The 17,611-nt window shown below is 66.5% G+C and carries 13 protein-coding genes and 3 rRNA genes; 12 read left to right on the top strand and 4 right to left on the bottom strand.

Annotated elements, in window-relative coordinates; translation table 11 throughout:
• Window positions 1-288: 288 nt before the first annotated feature.
• From ACFWE2_RS09890 to ACFWE2_RS09850, 9 genes are all read left to right on the top strand, one after another.
• The gene (locus ACFWE2_RS09890; RefSeq protein ID WP_377224046.1) at window positions 289-939 is read left to right on the top strand and encodes a PAS and ANTAR domain-containing protein; all 651 of its coding nucleotides are present in this window, start codon (window positions 289-291) and stop codon (window positions 937-939) included.
• 285 nt (window positions 940-1,224) lie between these two features.
• Window positions 1,225-2,019, top strand: a complete 795-nt coding sequence (locus tag ACFWE2_RS09885; RefSeq protein WP_377224045.1) for an IclR family transcriptional regulator C-terminal domain-containing protein — start codon at window positions 1,225-1,227, stop codon at window positions 2,017-2,019.
• A gap of 72 nt (window positions 2,020-2,091) precedes the next feature.
• On the top strand, window positions 2,092-3,285 hold the full coding sequence (locus tag ACFWE2_RS09880) for a thiolase family protein (protein ID WP_377224044.1): 1,194 nt from the start codon (window positions 2,092-2,094) through the stop codon (window positions 3,283-3,285).
• Entirely contained in the window at window positions 3,282-3,995 is a 714-nt protein-coding gene (locus ACFWE2_RS09875; RefSeq protein ID WP_377224043.1) for a 3-oxoacid CoA-transferase subunit A, read from the top strand. The genes ACFWE2_RS09880 and ACFWE2_RS09875 overlap by 4 nt, the downstream gene beginning before the upstream one ends.
• Entirely contained in the window at window positions 3,992-4,678 is a 687-nt protein-coding gene (locus ACFWE2_RS09870) for a 3-oxoacid CoA-transferase subunit B (RefSeq protein ID WP_377224042.1), read from the top strand. The genes ACFWE2_RS09875 and ACFWE2_RS09870 overlap by 4 nt, the downstream gene beginning before the upstream one ends.
• 705 nt (window positions 4,679-5,383) lie before the next feature.
• Window positions 5,384-6,905: ribosomal RNA gene (locus tag ACFWE2_RS09865) — 16S ribosomal RNA — on the top strand.
• Between the two features lie 538 nt (window positions 6,906-7,443).
• A 23S ribosomal RNA gene (locus tag ACFWE2_RS09860) occupies window positions 7,444-10,574 on the top strand.
• A 153-nt stretch (window positions 10,575-10,727) separates the two neighbouring features.
• Window positions 10,728-10,844: ribosomal RNA gene (rrf, locus tag ACFWE2_RS09855) — 5S ribosomal RNA — on the top strand.
• The 16S, 23S and 5S rRNA genes sit together here, the layout of an rRNA operon.
• A gap of 230 nt (window positions 10,845-11,074) precedes the next feature.
• Window positions 11,075-12,331 carry an AGE family epimerase/isomerase gene (locus ACFWE2_RS09850; RefSeq protein WP_377224041.1) on the top strand — a complete coding sequence of 419 codons (1,257 nt, stop codon included), beginning with the start codon at window positions 11,075-11,077 and terminating at the stop codon, window positions 12,329-12,331.
• Between the two features lie 28 nt (window positions 12,332-12,359).
• Here ACFWE2_RS09850 and ACFWE2_RS09845 read toward each other — a convergent pair whose 3' ends face one another.
• The 4 genes from ACFWE2_RS09845 to ACFWE2_RS09830 are packed head-to-tail and all read right to left on the bottom strand — an operon-like array spanning window position 12,360 to window position 15,425.
• Window positions 12,360-13,442 (bottom strand): sulfate/molybdate ABC transporter ATP-binding protein, encoded by a 1,083-nt coding sequence (locus ACFWE2_RS09845; RefSeq protein ID WP_377224040.1) that lies wholly within the window; start codon window positions 13,440-13,442, stop codon window positions 12,360-12,362.
• The gene (locus tag ACFWE2_RS09840; RefSeq protein ID WP_377224039.1) at window positions 13,439-14,206 is read right to left on the bottom strand and encodes an ABC transporter permease; all 768 of its coding nucleotides are present in this window, start codon (window positions 14,204-14,206) and stop codon (window positions 13,439-13,441) included. Before ACFWE2_RS09840 ends, ACFWE2_RS09845 begins: the two co-directional genes overlap by 4 nt.
• The gene (modA, locus tag ACFWE2_RS09835) at window positions 14,203-15,006 is read right to left on the bottom strand and encodes a molybdate ABC transporter substrate-binding protein (protein ID WP_377224038.1); all 804 of its coding nucleotides are present in this window, start codon (window positions 15,004-15,006) and stop codon (window positions 14,203-14,205) included. Before modA ends, ACFWE2_RS09840 begins: the two co-directional genes overlap by 4 nt.
• An 8-nt stretch (window positions 15,007-15,014) precedes the next feature.
• A complete protein-coding gene (locus ACFWE2_RS09830; RefSeq protein ID WP_377224037.1) occupies window positions 15,015-15,425 on the bottom strand; it encodes a molybdopterin-binding protein in 411 nt (136 codons plus the stop codon).
• Between the two features lie 109 nt (window positions 15,426-15,534).
• Between ACFWE2_RS09830 and ACFWE2_RS09825 the strand changes: the two genes are divergently transcribed.
• The 3 genes from ACFWE2_RS09825 to ACFWE2_RS09815 all read left to right on the top strand — a co-directional run bounded on the left by ACFWE2_RS09825 (window position 15,535) and on the right by ACFWE2_RS09815 (window position 17,605).
• The gene (locus ACFWE2_RS09825; RefSeq protein WP_377224036.1) at window positions 15,535-15,993 is read left to right on the top strand and encodes an RrF2 family transcriptional regulator; all 459 of its coding nucleotides are present in this window, start codon (window positions 15,535-15,537) and stop codon (window positions 15,991-15,993) included.
• A gap of 185 nt (window positions 15,994-16,178) precedes the next feature.
• Entirely contained in the window at window positions 16,179-17,111 is a 933-nt protein-coding gene (locus ACFWE2_RS09820) for a sulfite exporter TauE/SafE family protein (protein WP_377224035.1), read from the top strand.
• Window positions 17,108-17,605 (top strand): molybdenum cofactor biosynthesis protein B, encoded by a 498-nt coding sequence (locus ACFWE2_RS09815; protein ID WP_377224034.1) that lies wholly within the window; start codon window positions 17,108-17,110, stop codon window positions 17,603-17,605. Before ACFWE2_RS09820 ends, ACFWE2_RS09815 begins: the two co-directional genes overlap by 4 nt.
• The last annotated feature ends 6 nt before the right edge of the window (window positions 17,606-17,611 follow it).

The following is a 17,611-nucleotide window of genomic DNA, read 5'->3' as shown; positions in this document are numbered from 1 at the left end:
GGGCTTCGTCGTTGGGGGATCGACAACGCCTGGACCTGAGGCGGCCACGCCTGGGAGATCCGTTCCATGTGGAGCAGCGCCCCCGCGCCTGTGAACGTCTGCCGTGCGTCGGCGCACCTCCGGCGCGCCGAGGAACGAGGGCCCCACCAGCGGAAACACCGGACGGGGCGGTGTCGTTCGCAGGGCAACGATTTTCTCCTCGGGTTCCGGAGAGGTGAATTAACCGCTAGGCTCGGGGACGGGTCAGGCCGCGGCTCATCAGCGCACCACGCGCAAAAGGACTGCACAATGACCGTTGAACCCTTGGAGATCGAGCGTGCCCTCACACTCGGAATGAACCACTTAGTAGGGCGTTACCGCTACAACCTGACCACGCAAGCCTGGTGGTGGTCGGACGAGACGTTCCGGATCCACGGCTTCGAGCCCGGCGAGGTGGTCGTGACCACGGCTCTCATCCTCGCTCACAAGCATCCCTACGATCGTGCACGCGTGTCACGCGTCCTGGCGAATGCCGCGGTGACGGGCAAGCCGTTCAGCAGCGTCCACCGCATCATGGACGCACGGGGAAGCGAGCGGACGCTGACTGTCGTCGGTCAGGGCAGCCGCGACCCTGACACGCGCCAGGTAGGTGCACTCGTCGGCTACTTCGTCGATGTGACCGCCGCGATCAAGGCCCATGCGAACGAGGTGGCGAACGAGTCGATCCGTGCGTCAGCGGCGACTCGTGCGTCCATCGAGCAGGCCAAGGGTGTCATTGCCTTCGTCCTCAACGTCGACGCCGAAGAGGCGTTCGGGCGACTGCGCAGCATCTCCAACGACACGAACGTCGCTGTGCGGGACGTCGCCCGGCAGATCGTCGAGCTGGCTAGCTCCGGCGGCTCGCCGGAGGACGTGATCGCAGTGCTGACGTCGGCGCGGCCCCGCCCGCCTGTCGGTTAGCCGTCCGCGACTGAGCCGATCCCGATCGGGTCACGGTTGTGACCCAGGCCACTCGACTGTTGACCTGGCCTGCGGCTGTCGCTACGTTCACGTGCGGCACACCCGTTCGGAGAGACACCAGGGCGGACGTCGGAGCTCAACGATGCGTTCCGGCGTCGGCCTTGGCGACTCTCCGGGCGGGGGTGCTGCCCAGGTGACGCACCCCCCCGGTCCGTGTGCGAGCTGGAGCGGCCCGCGGCCGGCCGAGGATGCGAAGCGGACGCGTGCTGGCAGGGAGGGCCTCGGATGGGGGAGATCGTGCACGACGCCGGCACCAGGTCGGGCGAGTTCGTGCGGTCGCTGGAGCGCGGCCTTGCCGTGATCCGCGCGTTCGGCACGGACCGTGCCCGGATGACCCTGAGCGAGGTCGCCCGCGAGGCCGAGCTGAGCCGGGCGTCCGCGCGGCGCTTCCTCCACACCCTGGTCGAGCTCGGGTACGTGGTGACCGACGGGCGGGTGTTCGCGCTGCGTCCCCAGGTGCTCGAGCTCGGGTACGCGTACCTGTCCAGCCTGTCGCTGCCGGAGGTCGCGCAGCCCCACCTGGAGCAGCTGGCGGAGGATGTCGGGGAGTCGTCGTCGGTGGCGGTGCTCGACGGCGCCGACATCGTGTACGTGGCCCGCGTGGCGACCCACCGCATCATGTCCGCGGCGATCCAGATCGGCACCAGGTTCCCGGCGGTCGCGACCTCGATGGGACGCGCCGTCCTGGCACACGTGCCGGACGGCGAACGCGAGGCCCTCCTGGCCGCCGTCACCCTCGCGCCGCTCACCCCGCGCACGATCACGGACAAGGGTGTGCTGCGCGCTGAGCTCGCCACGGTCCGGGAGCAGGGCTGGGCGCTCGTCGACCAGGAGCTCGAGGAGGGTCTGCGCTCCGTCGCCGCACCCCTGCGGGACGGGACGGGCCGAGTGGTCGCAGCCGTCAACGTCTCCGCACCTGTGCGTCGTGGACCGGTCGAGCAGATGGCCACCGAGATACTCCCGGCGCTGCTGCGTGCCGCCCGCGCGATCGAGGCGGATCTGGCCCGTACCCGGACCTGAGCCCGACTGCTAGCGTGAGTGTGCGCATATGGAACTTGTGTGCGCACAGCGAACAGACAGGGGTCTGGATCGATGAGACACGCATACGTCTATGACGCGGTGCGCACACCCTTCGGCCGTTACGGCGGGGCGCTGTCGGCGATCCGCCCGGACGATCTCGCGGCCTTCGTCGTGGGGGAGCAGACTCGCAGGGCACCCGGCCTGGATCCGGCCCGGATCGACGACGTCATCCTGGGCAACGCGAACGGCGCCGGCGAGGAGAACCGGAACGTGGCGCGCATGGCGGTCCTGCTCGCCGGGCTGCCCCTGACGGTTCCCGGGGCCACCGTGAACCGGCTGTGCGGCTCGTCGCTCGAGGCAGTCGTCCAGGCGGCTCGTGCCGTGGAGTCGGGCGACGCCGACGTGGTCGTCGCTGGTGGCGTCGAGTCGATGAGCCGCGCACCGTGGGTGATGCGCAAGCCCGAGCGTGCCTATCCGGCGGGCGACGGTGAGCTCGTCTCGACCACGCTGGGCTGGCGGCTGGTCAACGCACGGATGCGGCCTGACTGGACCGTGTCCCTCGGTGAGGCCACAGAACGCCTGCGGGAGAAGTACGGCATCACGCGAGAGCGCCAGGACGAGTTCGCCCTGCGCAGCCACCGGCTGGCGCACGAGGCCTGGGAGGCCGGCCGGTACGGCAACCTGGTCACCGCGTACCCCGACACCGATCTGCTGCGGGACGAACCCGTTCGCCCGGGGAGCACCGTGGAACAGCTCGCCGCACTGAAGCCGTCGTTCCGCGCGGAGGGCGGCACCATCACCGCGGGGAACGCCTCACCGCTGACGGACGGCGCCAGCTCCGCACTGATCGGCTCGGAGACCGCGGCCGACCACACCGGTCTGGAACCGCTCGCCCGTATCGCGGGCCGGGCGTCGGTCGCCAACGAGCCGCAGTACTTCGGGTACGCCCCCGTGGAAGCCGTCGACCGCGCGCTGTCGAAGAGCGGTATCGCCTGGGCCGACGTCGGCGCCGTCGAGCTCAACGAGGCGTTCGCCGCTCAGTCGCTCGCCTGCGTCGACGCCTGGGGCGTGGACCTGGACATCGTCAACGCATGGGGCGGCGCGACGGCGCTCGGCCATCCGCTCGGTGCGTCGGGCACCAGGATCCTGGGGACGCTCGCGCGTCGGCTCGTCGCGGAGGACCAGCGGTGGGGCGTCGCGGCCATCTGTATCGGCGTCGGACAGGGCATGGCAGTGGTGCTGGAGAACGTGCGAGCCACCGCATGAGCGTGCAGCTCGCGCGGACCGCCCCGGACGCGGTGGGCGATGTCGCCGACGGTTCGACGGTGATGATCGGCGGGTTCGGACCTGCCGGTCAGCCGGTCGAGCTCATCGAGGCGCTCCTCGCGCAGGGCGCCGGCGATCTCGTCGTCGTCTCCAACAACGCGGGCAACGGGGAGGACGCCCTGGCTCGCCTCATCCACCTGGGCCGCGTCCGCCGGATCGTGTGCTCGTTTCCCCGGCAGGTGGACTCCTGGCACTTCGACGAGGCCTATCGCGCGGGCCGGATCGAGCTCGAGCTGGTCCCGCAGGGCAACCTCGCCGAGCGGATCCGCGCAGCCGGCGCAGGCCTGGGTGGCTTCTTCACCCCGACCGGCTTCGGGACCCCGCTGGCCGAGGGCAAGGAGACACGCGTGGTCGACGGCGTCCCGATGGTCTTCGAGTCACCGATCCACGCTGACCTCGCCCTGGTCAAGGCCTTCCGGGCAGACGGCGCCGGCAACCTCGTCTACCGCAAGACGGCCAGGAACTTCGGGCCGGTCATGGCCACGGCCGCGCGACGGACGGTGGCTCAGGTGACCCACGTGGTTCCGATCGGATCGATCGACCCCGAGACGGTGGTGACCCCGGGCATCTACGTCGACGCCGTGGTGGAGATCGACGGCGGGACCACCCTCGCGGGCGCGCAGCCCACAGAACGAGGAGCCGCATCGTGAGCGCGGAGACGGTCGCGGCAGGCTCGCGCGGTACGGCTCCCCTGTCCACGGCGCAGCTCGCGGCCCTTGTGGCCGCGGACATCCGGCCCGGTTCGTACGTGAATCTGGGGATCGGCCTGCCGACGCTCGTGGCCGACCACCTGCCGGCCGACTCCGGCATCACCCTGCACACGGAGAACGGCCTGCTCGGCATGGGGCCGTCGCCGCGAGCTGACCTCGTGGACCCGGAGCTGATCAATGCGGGCAAGGTCCCGGTCACCGAGCTGGCCGGTGCCGCGTACTTCCACCAGGCGGACTCGTTCGCCATGATGCGCGGCGGACACATCGACGTCTGTGTGCTCGGCGCCTTCCAGGTGTCGACGTCGGGCGACCTGGCGAACTGGTCCACAGGCAGTCCCGGGGCCGTTCCTGCGGTGGGCGGGGCGATGGATCTCGCTGTCGGCGCCAAGCGGAGCGTCGTCATGATGAAGCTGCTGACCAAGGACGGCCGGCCCAAGCTCGTACGCGAGTGCACGCTCCCCCTCACAGGGGTGGGCTGCGTGTCGCGGATCTACAGCGACGTCGCGGTGATCGACGTCGGGCCGGCGCTCGACGGCGAGGCGCGCCTCGTCGAAGCCTTCGGGGTCTCGCACGGGCAGCTCGAGGAGATGCTGGGACTGGGACTGGCTTCCAGCCAGGGTTAGTCCCGGCAGGTGGGGCGGCTCGCGTCGCCTCGATGGCGAAATCTGAATCAAAGATTACGTACACATGGCCGACGAGGTGAGTTCTTGGTCTGGTCAGGGCGAATCCGCCGCTCCAGGCGGCGACCGAGGCCGTCTCACATGGCTGCCGACCGCTCGGACCTGAGGCGCTCTTGGAAAAACATGCGGTGAACAGGGCTTCTGTGTCCGCCGTCACGGGCCTCGACTTTGACGCACCCCTGCACCTGACGTAATGTTCTGGATGTCAGCCCGACGGGCCGACGGACACAGGGCCTGAAACGGCCCGGGTGGCCGCGCCGGGGCTGGATCCCATCTCTGATGCAGGGCAGTTCTGATTGTCCTGCGGGATATCAGATGTGGATCCTCTCTCGTAGAGCACGCAGGTCCAACAGGACCGGCAAGTTTGCGAGGCGGGTTCGGGTCTGGTAAGTTGAAGAGGTTGCCCCGGATGGGGTCAGCATCCAGCGGATGATGACTCTGACGGTGTGCGTCGGTTGTTTGAGAACTCAACAGTGTGCTTGATAGTCAATGCCAATGTTTTAACCCCTGTGCGGGTGTGGCCTTGCTGACCGTCCGGTTGGTGGGGTTGCATTGTCGTGGGGGTTGTTTTGGACAGATCTTAATCATCAGATTGGTCTGGCCGGTATCATTGTTCACGCCTGCCTCGGTGGGTGTGGATGTTTCTCTTTTACGGAGAGTTTGATCCTGGCTCAGGACGAACGCTGGTGGCGTGCTTAACACATGCAAGTCGAACGGTGAAGCCCAGCTTGCTGGGTGGATCAGTGGCGAACGGGTGAGTAACACGTGAGCAACCTGCCCCCTACTTCGGGATAAGCCTTGGAAACGAGGTCTAATACCGGATATGAGCGCCTGCCGCATGGTGGGTGTTGGAAAGTTTTTCGGTAGGGGATGGGCTCGCGGCCTATCAGCTTGTTGGTGGGGTAATGGCCTACCAAGGCGTCGACGGGTAGCCGGCCTGAGAGGGCGACCGGCCACACTGGGACTGAGACACGGCCCAGACTCCTACGGGAGGCAGCAGTGGGGAATATTGCACAATGGGCGAAAGCCTGATGCAGCGACGCCACGTGAGGGATGACGGCCTTCGGGTTGTAAACCTCTTTCAGCAGGGAAGAAGCGCAAGTGACGGTACCTGCAGAAGAAGCGCCGGCTAACTACGTGCCAGCAGCCGCGGTAATACGTAGGGCGCAAGCGTTGTCCGGAATTATTGGGCGTAAAGAGCTCGTAGGCGGTCTGTCGCGTCTGGTGTGAAATCCCATGGCTCAACTGTGGGCTTGCATCGGGTACGGGCAGACTAGAGTGCTGTAGGGGAGACTGGAATTCCTGGTGTAGCGGTGGAATGCGCAGATATCAGGAGGAACACCGATGGCGAAGGCAGGTCTCTGGGCAGTTACTGACGCTGAGGAGCGAAAGCATGGGGAGCGAACAGGATTAGATACCCTGGTAGTCCATGCCGTAAACGTTGGGCACTAGGTGTGGGGCCAGTTCCACTGGTTCTGTGCCGCAGCTAACGCATTAAGTGCCCCGCCTGGGGAGTACGGCCGCAAGGCTAAAACTCAAAGGAATTGACGGGGGCCCGCACAAGCGGCGGAGCATGCGGATTAATTCGATGCAACGCGAAGAACCTTACCAAGGCTTGACATGTACGAGAACGCGTCAGAGATGACGAACTCTTTGGACACTCGTACACAGGTGGTGCATGGTTGTCGTCAGCTCGTGTCGTGAGATGTTGGGTTAAGTCCCGCAACGAGCGCAACCCTTATCCTATGTTGCCAGCGGGTTATGCCGGGGACTCATGGGAGACTGCCGGGGTCAACTCGGAGGAAGGTGGGGATGACGTCAAATCATCATGCCCCTTATGTCTTGGGCTTCACGCATGCTACAATGGCCGGTACAGAGGGCTGCGATACCGTGAGGTGGAGCGAATCCCAAAAAGCCGGTCTCAGTTCGGATCGGGGTCTGCAACTCGACCCCGTGAAGTCGGAGTCGCTAGTAATCGCAGATCAGCAACGCTGCGGTGAATACGTTCCCGGGCCTTGTACACACCGCCCGTCAAGTCACGAAAGTTGGTAACACCCGAAGCTCACGGCCCAACCCGTAAGGGAGGGAGTGGTCGAAGGTGGGACTGGCGATTGGGACTAAGTCGTAACAAGGTAGCCGTACCGGAAGGTGCGGCTGGATCACCTCCTTTCTAAGGAGCTCATCTCCACCAGGCCCCGGATACCGGGGACGCCGACCAGCTCTGCGGAGCGAGGTGGGTGCTGGTGGCAGAGGCCAGGCCCAGGCCGTACGCGTCTGGGGTGGTTGCTCATGGGTGGAACATTGACGAAGAGTCACCTCGTCTGGTGGCTGCTGCTAGTACGCCTGCTGGTGTCTCCTTCGGGAGGCGCACCGTGGGTTGGAACGTGGTGGTCCGGGTGGTGGGGGCTTGCCAAGCACACTGTTGGGTCCTGAGACAACCGGCCGGCCCATCCACTCATGATGTGAGTGGGTGGGTGGTCGAGGGTTTCTGGTTCGAGTACGGGTCATCTGGTTCGTGTCATACCCGCCGGCTTGCCGGTTGTGGTGTCACGAGGTTCGCCGGGTGGGTTCGTCCGTTGCTTGAGAACTGCATAGTGGACGCGAGCATCTTTGAATTTTTCCAAGATTGCGATCGCAAATGTATGACCATGGGTCTTTGGCTTGTGGTCGTTGTTTTGTGGTCATCTTGGTTTCTGTGATTGTAGTGTTGCTGAAGTTTTTAAGGGCACATTGGTGGATGCCTTGGCACTAGGAGCCGAAGAAGGACGTTGTAGCCTGCGATAATCCTCGGGGAGCTGGCAGACGAGCTGTGATCCGAGGGTCTCCGAATGGGGGAACCCAGCCGAAGTCATGTTCGGTTACCCGCGCCTGAATATATAGGGCGTGTGGAGGGAACGTCGGGAAGTGAAACATCTCAGTACCGACAGGAAGAGATATTCCGTGAGTAGTGGCGAGCGAAAGCGGATGAGGCCAAACCGTATGCGTGTCAAGCTGTCAGGCGTTGCGTGTGCGGGGTTGTGGGACCTTCTGGAAGAATCTGACAGTTCTTCAGCCAGTAAGAAAGTCGTGTCATAGTCGAACCGGGTTGAATACCGGACCGTAGTGGGTGGGAGTCCCGTAGACGAAATGGTGCGGCCTGGTGGAGGGGATCCCAAGTAGCACGGGGCCCGTGAAATCTCGTGTGAATCTGGCAAGACCACTTGCTAAGCCTAAATACTACCTAGTGACCGATAGCGGACAAGTACCGTGAGGGAAAGGTGAAAAGTACCCCGGGAGGGGAGTGAAATAGTACCTGAAACCGTGTGCCTACAATCCGTCGGAGCCTCCTTGGTAGGGGTGACGGCGTGCCTTTTGAAGAATGAGCCTGCGAGTTAGTGCTCGGTGGCGAGGTTAACCCGTGTGGGGTATCCGTAGCGAAAGCGAGTCCGAATAGGGCGATTGAGTCGCCGGGTCTAGACCCGAAGCGAAGTGATCTAGCCATGGGCAGGTTGAAGCGCCGGTAAGACGGCGTGGAGGACCGAACCCACCAGGGTTGAAAACCTGGGGGATGACCTGTGGTTAGGGGTGAAAGGCCAATCAAACTTCGTGATAGCTGGTTCTCCCCGAAATGCATTTAGGTGCAGCGTCGCGTGTTTCTTGCCGGAGGTAGAGCTACTGGATGGCTAATGGGCCTCACCAGGTTACTGACGTCAGCCAAACTCCGAATGCCGGTAAGTCGTAAGCGCGGCAGTGAGACTGCGGGGGATAAGCTCCGTGGTCGAGAGGGAAACAGCCCAGATCACCGGCTAAGGCCCCAAAGCGTGTGCTCAGTGGGAAAGGATGTGGAGTTGCACAGACAACCAGGAGGTTGGCTTAGAAGCAGCCACCCTTGAAAGAGTGCGTAATAGCTCACTGGTCAAGTGATTCCGCGCCGACAATGTAGCGGGGCTCAAGCACACCGCCGAAGCCGTGGCACTCACATTGCGTTTGATCGCAAGCCCAGCATGCGGACTTGTTCCGTGTGTTCAGGTGTGTGGGTGGGTAGGGGAGCGTCGTGTGGGCAGTGAAGTCGCGGAGTGATCCAGCGGTGGAGCCTACACGAGTGAGAATGCAGGCATGAGTAGCGAATGACGGGTGTGAATCCCGTCCGCCGAATGACCAAGGGTTCCAGGGCCAGGTTCATCCGCCCTGGGTAAGTCGGGACCTAAGGCGAGGCCGACAGGCGTAGTCGATGGACAAGGAGTTGATATTCTCCTACCGGCGAAGTACCGCCCATACCGAGCCCGGTGATACTAACCACCCCAAGCCAGCACACTGGTCTTCGGACCGGACCGCTGGGGCGGCGTGGGACCTGATCCGGTAGTAGGTAAGCGTGTTAACAGGGGTGACGCAGGAAGGTAGCCAGGCGTGGCGATGGTTGTCCATGTCCAAGGTCGTAGCCCGTCCCATAGGCAAATCCGTGGGGCACGAAGGGTGAGAGCTGATAGAGACCGTGTATGCGGGAATCTGGTGATCCTATGCTGCCTAGAAAAGCCTCGACGCGAGGGACTAGCCGCCCGTACCCTAAACCGACTCAGGTGGTCAGGTAGAGAATACTAAGGCGATCGAGATAATCGTGGTTAAGGAACTCGGCAAAATGCCCCCGTAACTTCGGGAGAAGGGGGGCCTGAACCGTTAACCCACTTGCTGGGGGACGCGGGGAGGGCCGCAGAGACCAGGGAGAAGCGACTGTTTACTAAAAACACAGGTCCGTGCGAAGTCGCAAGACGATGTATACGGACTGACGCCTGCCCGGTGCTGGAAGGTTAAGAGGACGAGTCAGCCTTTGGGCGAAGCTCAGAATTTAAGCCCCAGTAAACGGCGGTGGTAACTATAACCATCCTAAGGTAGCGAAATTCCTTGTCGGGTAAGTTCCGACCTGCACGAATGGCGTAACGACTTCTCCGCTGTCTCAACCGCGAACTCGGCGAAATTGCACTACGAGTAAAGATGCTCGTTACGCGCAGCAGGACGGAAAGACCCCGGGACCTTTACTATAGCTTGGTATTGGTGTTCGGTGCGGTTTGTGTAGGATAGGTGGGAGACTGTGAAGCCAGGGCGCCAGCTCGGGTGGAGTCATTGTTGAAATACCACTCTGATCGCTTCGGATGTCTAACCTCGGTCCGTGATCCGGATCAGGGACAGTGCCTGGTGGGTAGTTTAACTGGGGCGGTTGCCTCCTAAAATGTAACGGAGGCGCTCAAAGGTTCCCTCAGCCTGGTTGGCAATCAGGTGTCGAGTGCAAGTGCACAAGGGAGCTTGACTGTGAGACCGACAGGTCGAGCAGGGACGAAAGTCGGAACTAGTGATCCGGCGGTGGCTTGTGGAAGCGCCGTCGCTCAACGGATAAAAGGTACCCCGGGGATAACAGGCTGATCTTGCCCAAGAGTCCATATCGACGGCATGGTTTGGCACCTCGATGTCGGCTCGTCGCATCCTGGGGCTGGAGTAGGTCCCAAGGGTTGGGCTGTTCGCCCATTAAAGCGGTACGCGAGCTGGGTTTAGAACGTCGTGAGACAGTTCGGTCCCTATCCGCTGCGCGCGCAGGAAACTTGAGAAGGGCTGTCCCTAGTACGAGAGGACCGGGACGGACGAACCTCTGGTGTGCCAGTTGTTCCGCCAGGAGCATGGCTGGTTGGCTACGTTCGGAAGGGATAACCGCTGAAAGCATCTAAGCGGGAAGCCTGCTTCGAGATGAGGTTTCCAGACACCTTGTGTGTGGGAGGCACCCAGCAGACCACTGGGTTGATAGGCCGGATGTGGAAGGCAGGACTAAAGACTGTCGGAGCTGACCGGTACTAATTGCCGATAACTTCACAACACACACCCCACAGGTTAATAAAGTCTTCAGAGAGTTGTTTCGCGTCCACTATGCGGTTCCCGAGTCACGGGCACCAAACCCCCCACTCACCTACTGCTCCCTTTCATGGGGTTGTTGGTGAGGGGTGTTGGGGTTTTGCCTTCTCGATAGTGTTACGGTGGTCATAGCGTGGGGGAAACGCCCGGTCCCATTCCGAACCCGGAAGCTTAGCCTCACAGCGCCGATGGTACTGCCCTGGAGACGGGGTGGGAGAGTAGGACGCCGCCGGACAACCATTCCCGGGTAGGGGGTGGAGCCCAGCACAACCCCCATGCGGGGGTGGGTGCGGGCTCCACCCCCTACACGCATACCCAGAACAATCCCGGCCGGGAACGATCCCGGCAGGAACAGCACACCAGGCCGTGCGCGTCAGCCGGCGAAGTCGCGGTCGGTAGCTCCGGCCGGGCCGGGGCACGAGGCAGATTTGCCGGGGACACATCGACCGCGGCTATCGTGGCCATGTGAACGCAGACATAACCCGCACCGGCGCGGACTCGACCACCAACCAGCCCTCGAGCGCGAGTGCGTCGGCGTGGCGCAGGGACCACTTCGTCTCGCTGCTGCGTTTCGCCGAGGCATCGGTTCGTGTGGACGGGGCCTCCAGCTGGCTCGACGACCACGGGCAGCCTGACAGTTCACATCCTGCGGAAACGTGGATCACGTCGCGCATGGCGCACGTCTTCGCGTTGGGGCACCTGCTCGGGGTCAGTGGTGCGGACGAGTATGCCGCGCGGGCCATCAGCGGTCTCCAGGACGTTCTGGGCGATGCGGAGTACGGCGGATGGCTCGCGGCCCGGGGTGAGGGAGACGAGGTCGTGGGCACGAAGCAGGCGTACGCGCACGCCTTCGTGGTGCTTGCCGCCTCGTCCGGCAAGATCGCGGGCATTGCAGGAGCGTCGGACCTGCTGACCAACGCCCTCGCCGTGCTGGACGCGCGGTTCTGGGAGCTGGAGCAGGGGCTGCACCTCGACGAGCGGTCACGCGACTGGTCCGAGATCTCCGACTACCGCGGTGTGAACGCGAACATGCACGCCGTCGAGGCGCTGCTGGCAGCCCACGCCGCGACGGGAGACGGTTTGTGGCTGGACCGTGCGGCGGCCATCGGCGATCGCGTGGTGAGTTGGGCGGAGCCGAACGACTGGCGGATCCCTGAGCACTTCGACGCGGCGTGGAACCCGCTCCTCGAGTACAACGCGGACCGGCCCCATGACCCGTTCAAGCCGTACGGCGCTACACCCGGTCACGGGCTGGAGTGGGCCCGGTTGCTGCTGCAGATCGATGCCGAGGCGGGCACGTCCGGTCGACGGACCCAGGCCGCCGTCGCGCTGTTCGAGCGAGCCGTGGCCGACGGATGGGATCCCGAGGGGGGTGGCTTCGTGTACACCACCGACTGGTCGGGCACTCCGGTAGAGGCGCGGCGTTTCCACTGGGTGGCTGCCGAGGCGGTCGCGACCGCGCAGGTGCTGGGGCGGGTCACCGGCGAGGCGCGCTACGCCGAGCTGGAGGCCGAGTGGTGGGCCTGGATCCGGGAGAACCTCGTCGACACCGAGCACGGCTCCTGGTACCACGAGCTCGACACGGACAACCAGCCGTCGGGCCGGACATGGATCGGCAAGCCCGACGTCTATCACGCCGCCCAGGCCGTGATCCTGCCGGAACTGCCACTGACCGGCTCGTTCGCGGCCTCCGCACAGCGGGCCGGCCAGATCCTGGCCTGACCGCACCCCCGCGGCCGGGCGCGGATCGTCAGGCCGGGTACAGGTCGACCTCGGTCGCCTTGACCGTGAGCCAGACGGAGTCGCCCGGCGCGAGCGCGAGGTCGGCCGCCGCCTGAGGCGTGATGTCCGCGCTGAGGCTCCCGGCCCGGACCCGCACGAGGTCACCGTGCGGTTCGAGGGCGGTGACTGTGACCGGCCAGGAGTTGCGGGGGGAGCCGGCAGCGCGGGCAGGGAAGACAGAGACGGCTGTCGGGCGGAACGCCGCGATCATCGGGGTACCAGTCGCGGGCAGCGTTCGCTCGGTTCCCCCGCCGTCGTCGTGCGGACGGCCTTGGACCAGGTCGCCGGTCGCAGCGCGGACACCGCCGTCCTCGTCGGACCAGGCGCCAGTCACGATGTTCAGGCCGGCGATCCGGGCGGCGAACGCGCTCCGAGGCCGGGAGAGGACCTCGCGGGTAGGGCCCTGCTCGACGACGCGGCCGCCGTCGAGCACGACCACCCGGTCGGCGAGCAGGAGCGCGTCCAGGACGTCGTGCGTGGCGATGACGACGGTCTGCTCGCGGAGGACCTCACGCAGCAGGTGTCGCAACGCGGGAGCGACGTCGACGTCGAGGGCGGCCATTGGCTCGTCGAGCAGCAGGAGCCGGGGTCCGGTGGCAAGGGCCCGGGCCACCGCGACACGCTGGGCCTGCCCGCCGGAGATCGCGGACGGGCTCCGCCCACCCAGGTCGGCCAGGCCGATCCGGTCCAGCCAGCGGTCCGCCTCCGCGCCGGCCGAAAGCCGGGAGGCGCCGCGGGCCCGGGGTCCGAACGCGATGTTCTGCCGCACCGAGAGATGCGGGAACAGCAGGGGGTCCTGCGCCAGCAGGGCCACCTGCCGTGCGTGCGGGCGTACCCAGGTGCGGGTGCGGCCCGCCTCGACGTGGGTGAGCGTGCGGTCGCCCAGCGTGACCCGGCCGTCGTGCGGGCGCAGCAGGCCGGCTGCGACCGCCAGGAGCGTGGACTTGCCCGCACCGTTGGGACCGAGCAGGGCGACGGTCTCTCCGTCGGCGACCTCGATGTCGAGCTGGACGTCACGGTCCGGGAGATGCGCGGAGAGGGAAAGGTTCACAGGGCGCTCCGGCTACGGCGGGTGAGGCCGATGACGAGCACGGCGACCGCCACGAGGACGAGGGACAGTGCCACGGCCGCGTCCGGATCGGTCTCCCGCTGCAGGTAGATCTCCAGCGGCAGCGTCCGCGTGACGCCCTGCAGGCTGCCGGCGAACGTGATGGTCGCGCCGAACTCGCCCAGGCAACGCGCGAAGGAAAGCACCGTGCCGGACAACAGGCCGGGCCACACCAGCGGCAGGGTCACCCGGAGCAGGACGGTGGTGGGCCGGGCGCCCAGGGTCGCGGCGACGACGTCGTACCGGGTGCCCGCCGTGCGGAGGGCGCCCTCCAGGCTGATGACGAGGAACGGCAGGGCCACGAAGGTCTGCGCCAGCACGACCGCCGTCGTGGAGAACGCGATCTGGACACCCGCCACCTCGAGCGACTCGCCGAGCAGCCCGCGGCGTCCGAAGGTGTACAGGAGCGCGATCCCACCCACCACGGGCGGCAGGACGAGCGGTACGAGCACCAGCGAACGCAGCAGGTTGATCCCCGGGAAGCCGGCACGGGCCAGCACCAGCGCCAGCGGTACTCCCACCACCAGGCACAGCAGCGTGCTCACGGCCGAGGTGCGCAGGCTCAGGAGCAGCGCCGCCACCGACGACTCACTGCTGATCAGGGCCCAGAAGTTCGGCCAGTCCACGCGGGCCGCCAACGCCACGAGAGGGACCACCACGAGCAGCGCACCCACCGCCGCGACCCCGCCGACCCACCGGGGGATCATGGCGCCGCGAAGCCGGCGTCGGACAGCACCTTCTGCCCGTCCGGGCCCAGCACGGCCTCGACGAACTCCCGGGCGAGCTCTGGCTCCGTACTGTCCTCGAGAGCCGAGACGGGATACACGTTGACGACCTCGTCCGACTCGGGGAACTCGATGCCCTCGACCCGGTCGCCGGCGGCGCGCACGTCCGTGACGTAGACGAGGCCGGCGTCGGCCTCGCCGGTGCTGACCTTGTTCAGGACGTCGGTGACGCTCTGCTCCTCGCTGACGGGGGAGAACGAGACGCCGCCCGCCTGCTCGACCCGTTCGGTCGCCGCGCCGCACGGCACCTCTGGCGCGCAGACGACCAGGTTCACGTCGTCGCCGGCCAGGTCCGCGAGCGACGTGACACCCGCGGGGTTGCCCGGCGGGACGGCGATCATCAGGGTGTTCGCCGCGAAGTCGGCGGGTGTCCCCGCCAGCAGGCCGTCCGCCGCGAGCTTGTCCATGTTGGCGGTGTCCGCCGACGCGAACACGTCCGCCGGGGCGCCCTGCTGGAGCTGTGCGGCCAGGTCGGAGGAGCCGGCGAAGGACAGCTCGACGGAGACGCCGTCGTGCGCCGCCTCGAAGTCCGCGGCGATCTGCTCGAACGTGCTGGTCAACGACGCTGCCGCGTAGACGGTGAGCGTCCGGTCGGACGGCGCGTCCTCGCCGTCGGCACCGGGTGGTCCGCCGCAGGCCGACAGCGTTCCCGCAGCCAGGAGCCCCGCGGCCAGCACGCCCGCCATCCGCCGGTGAGCGTTCCCGCTCGTACGCGGCTTCATACGCGGCTTCATACGGAACCCGGCCGGTTCTCGGTCTCGATCACGACGTTCGTCGACTTGATGACCGCCACCGCGACCGATCCCGGCTCCAGCCCGAGATCGCGCACGGCCTCGCTGCTCATCAGCGAGACGACGCGGAACGGCCCGCACTGCAGCTCGACCTGCGCCATGACGGTGTCGGCCTGGACAGCGGTGACCAGGCCGACGAAGCGGTTGCGTGCGGAGCTGCGCAGACCTGGTGGCAGGCCGGGTGGCGAGGCGTGCTCACGCGCCACCATCGCCACCTCGTACCCGTCGACGACCTTGCGACCGGAGCCGTCCGTGCGGACGCCGAGCAGCCCACGGTCGATCCAGCGGCGCACGGTGTCGTCACTGACGCCGAGGTACGCGGCGGCCTCTCGAATCCTCATGTGCGGCACGTGGTCGACGGTATCACCGATTCTGCGGGTCCATTCAAGAGGTTTCTCCTGGTCTGCGGAAACGCGATCGATCGGCACATCATGCGGGTGCGCGGGAGAGAATGGGCGCATGAGGATCTCCGCACGAGCCGACTACGCCGTCCGGGCAGCCGCCGAGCTGGCGGCGGCCGACCACGACGGACCCGTCCGCGCCGAGGCCCTGGCCCGGGCGCAGGACATCCCCCACCGGTTCCTGGAGGGCATCCTGAGCGACCTGCGCCGCGACGGGCTCGTCACGAGCCACCGCGGGGCCGGCGGTGGGTACCGGCTGGCGCGCTCGGCCGACTCGATCACCGTCGCCGACGTCGTGCGGGCCGTCGACGGTCCGCTGGTCTTCGTCCGCGGCACCCGGCCGTCCGACCTGGAGTTCCAGGGTCCGGCCGCACCGCTGCTCCACGTGTGGGTGGCGCTGCGCGCCAACGTCCGCGCCGTGCTGGAGGCGGTCTCGCTCGCCGACCTGGTGGGTGGCACGCTGCCGGACGAGGTCCGCGCCCTCACGCAGGGCGAGTCGGCCTGGGCCAACTCCTGACCCTCACCGGAGCCCGGTCCTTGGCCGAATTCTGACGGATCCCAGAGCTTTCACCCGGCTTCGGCATGCGCACTTATCCGACCTGTGAGATGGTCGTTGTTTCCGACCGGGTTAGGTGATTACTCTGGCGCGGGCCGCACTGGTGCGGCCTCCGCCGTATTCCCTGGACCTGGAAGGTCATGACCATGAGAACCCTGATCCTGCTGGCGCTCGTCGGCCTCGGCGCACAGCTTGTGGATGGCAGTCTGGGCATGGCCTATGGCGTGACCTCCACGACCCTGCTGCTCGCGATCGGCACCAACCCCGCCGCGGCGTCCGCCACCGTGCACCTCGCCGAGATCGGTACCACCCTCGCCTCCGGCGCCTCGCACTGGCGCTTCGGCAACGTGGACTGGAAGGTCGTCGCCCGCATCGGTATCCCGGGCGCCATCGGTGCGTTCGCCGGTGCCACCTTCCTGTCGTCGCTCTCCACCGAGATCGCCAAGCCGGTGATGTCGCTGATCCTGCTCGCGCTCGGCATCTACGTGCTGCTCCGGTTCACCGTGCAGGGCCTCCCCACGCGTTCGAACAAGCCGCTGCGCCGTCGCTTCCTCACGCCGCTCGGCCTCGTGGCCGGCTTCATGGACGCCACCGGCGGTGGCGGCTGGGGTCCCGTCGGTACCCCCGCGATCCTCGCGAGCGGCCGCATGGAGCCCCGCAAGGTGATCGGCTCGATCGACACCAGCGAGTTCTTCGTGGCCATCGCGGCCAGCGTCGGCTTCTTCGTCGGCCTCAGCGGTGAAGGGATCGACTACACCTGGGTGCTGGCCCTGCTCATCGGTGGGCTGATCGCCGCGCCGATCGCCGCCTGGCTCGTGCGCCTCGTGCCCCCGCGTGTCCTCGGTTCGCTCGTGGGCGGCGTCATCATCCTCACCAACGCGCGGACGCTGCTCAACAGCGACTGGATCGCCGCAGGCCCCGTCCTGATGAACACCGTGTACGTGGTGATCTGGGTGGCCTGGGCCGTCGCCGTCGCCTGGTCGGTGCGCGCGTACCGTCGCGACAAGGCCGCCGGGACGACCGAGGCAGCCGAGGCGGCAAAGCCCCACGAGCCGGAGGCCGATAGCGTGTCGGTATGACGTCCGACCGGGTAGCGGTGATCACCGTCTCCGACCGTTGTGCACGCGGCGAGGCCGAGGACAGGTCCGGCCCGACGGCGGTGTCGCTCCTCGAGCAGGCCGGGCTCACGGACGTGCACCACCACCTGGTGCCCGACGGCGTCGAGTCGGTCCGGGACGTGCTGCGCGCCGTGCTCGACGACGGCGCGCGGCTCGTCATCACGACGGGCGGCACGGGGATCGCCCCCCGGGACCTCACCCCCGAGGGCACGCGCGAGGTGCTCGACCACGAGATCCCGGGGATCGCGGAGGCCGTCCGCGGGCAGGGCATCGCGGCGGGCGTGCCCACCGCCGCGCTCTCCAGAGGGCTGGCCGGGATCGCCGGCACGGCCGACGGGGACCGTGCGCTGGTGGTGAACCTGCCCGGGTCGTCGGGCGGGGTGCGCGACGGGCTGCAGGTGGTGCTCACACTCTGGCCGCACGTCCGCTCGCAGCTCGTCGGCGGCGACCACTAGCCCGAC

The sequence above is a fragment of the Promicromonospora sp. NPDC060271 genome, from assembly GCF_042726755.1.
Lineage (GTDB): Bacteria > Actinomycetota > Actinomycetes > Actinomycetales > Cellulomonadaceae > Promicromonospora.
The sequence above is the reverse complement of the archived record's forward strand: the minus strand, read 5'-3'. Positions and strand labels throughout refer to the sequence as shown.

Bases quoted from the DNA above. Each gene is read 5' to 3' on its own strand.
- ACFWE2_RS09815 (WP_377224034.1), top strand. From the start codon at position 17,108: ATGACGTCCGACCGGGTAGCGGTGATCACCGTCTCCGACCGTTGTGCA.
- ACFWE2_RS09885 (WP_377224045.1), top strand. From the start codon at position 1,225: ATGGGGGAGATCGTGCACGACGCCGGCACCAGGTCGGGCGAGTTCGTG.
- ACFWE2_RS09875 (WP_377224043.1), top strand. From the start codon at position 3,282: ATGAGCGTGCAGCTCGCGCGGACCGCCCCGGACGCGGTGGGCGATGTC.
- ACFWE2_RS09825 (WP_377224036.1), top strand. From the start codon at position 15,535: ATGAGGATCTCCGCACGAGCCGACTACGCCGTCCGGGCAGCCGCCGAG.
- ACFWE2_RS09890 (WP_377224046.1), top strand. From the start codon at position 289: ATGACCGTTGAACCCTTGGAGATCGAGCGTGCCCTCACACTCGGAATG.
- ACFWE2_RS09840 (WP_377224039.1), bottom strand. From the start codon at position 14,206: ATGATCCCCCGGTGGGTCGGCGGGGTCGCGGCGGTGGGTGCGCTGCTC.
- modA (WP_377224038.1), bottom strand. From the start codon at position 15,006: ATGAAGCCGCGTACGAGCGGGAACGCTCACCGGCGGATGGCGGGCGTG.
- ACFWE2_RS09820 (WP_377224035.1), top strand. From the start codon at position 16,179: ATGAGAACCCTGATCCTGCTGGCGCTCGTCGGCCTCGGCGCACAGCTT.
- ACFWE2_RS09880 (WP_377224044.1), top strand. From the start codon at position 2,092: ATGAGACACGCATACGTCTATGACGCGGTGCGCACACCCTTCGGCCGT.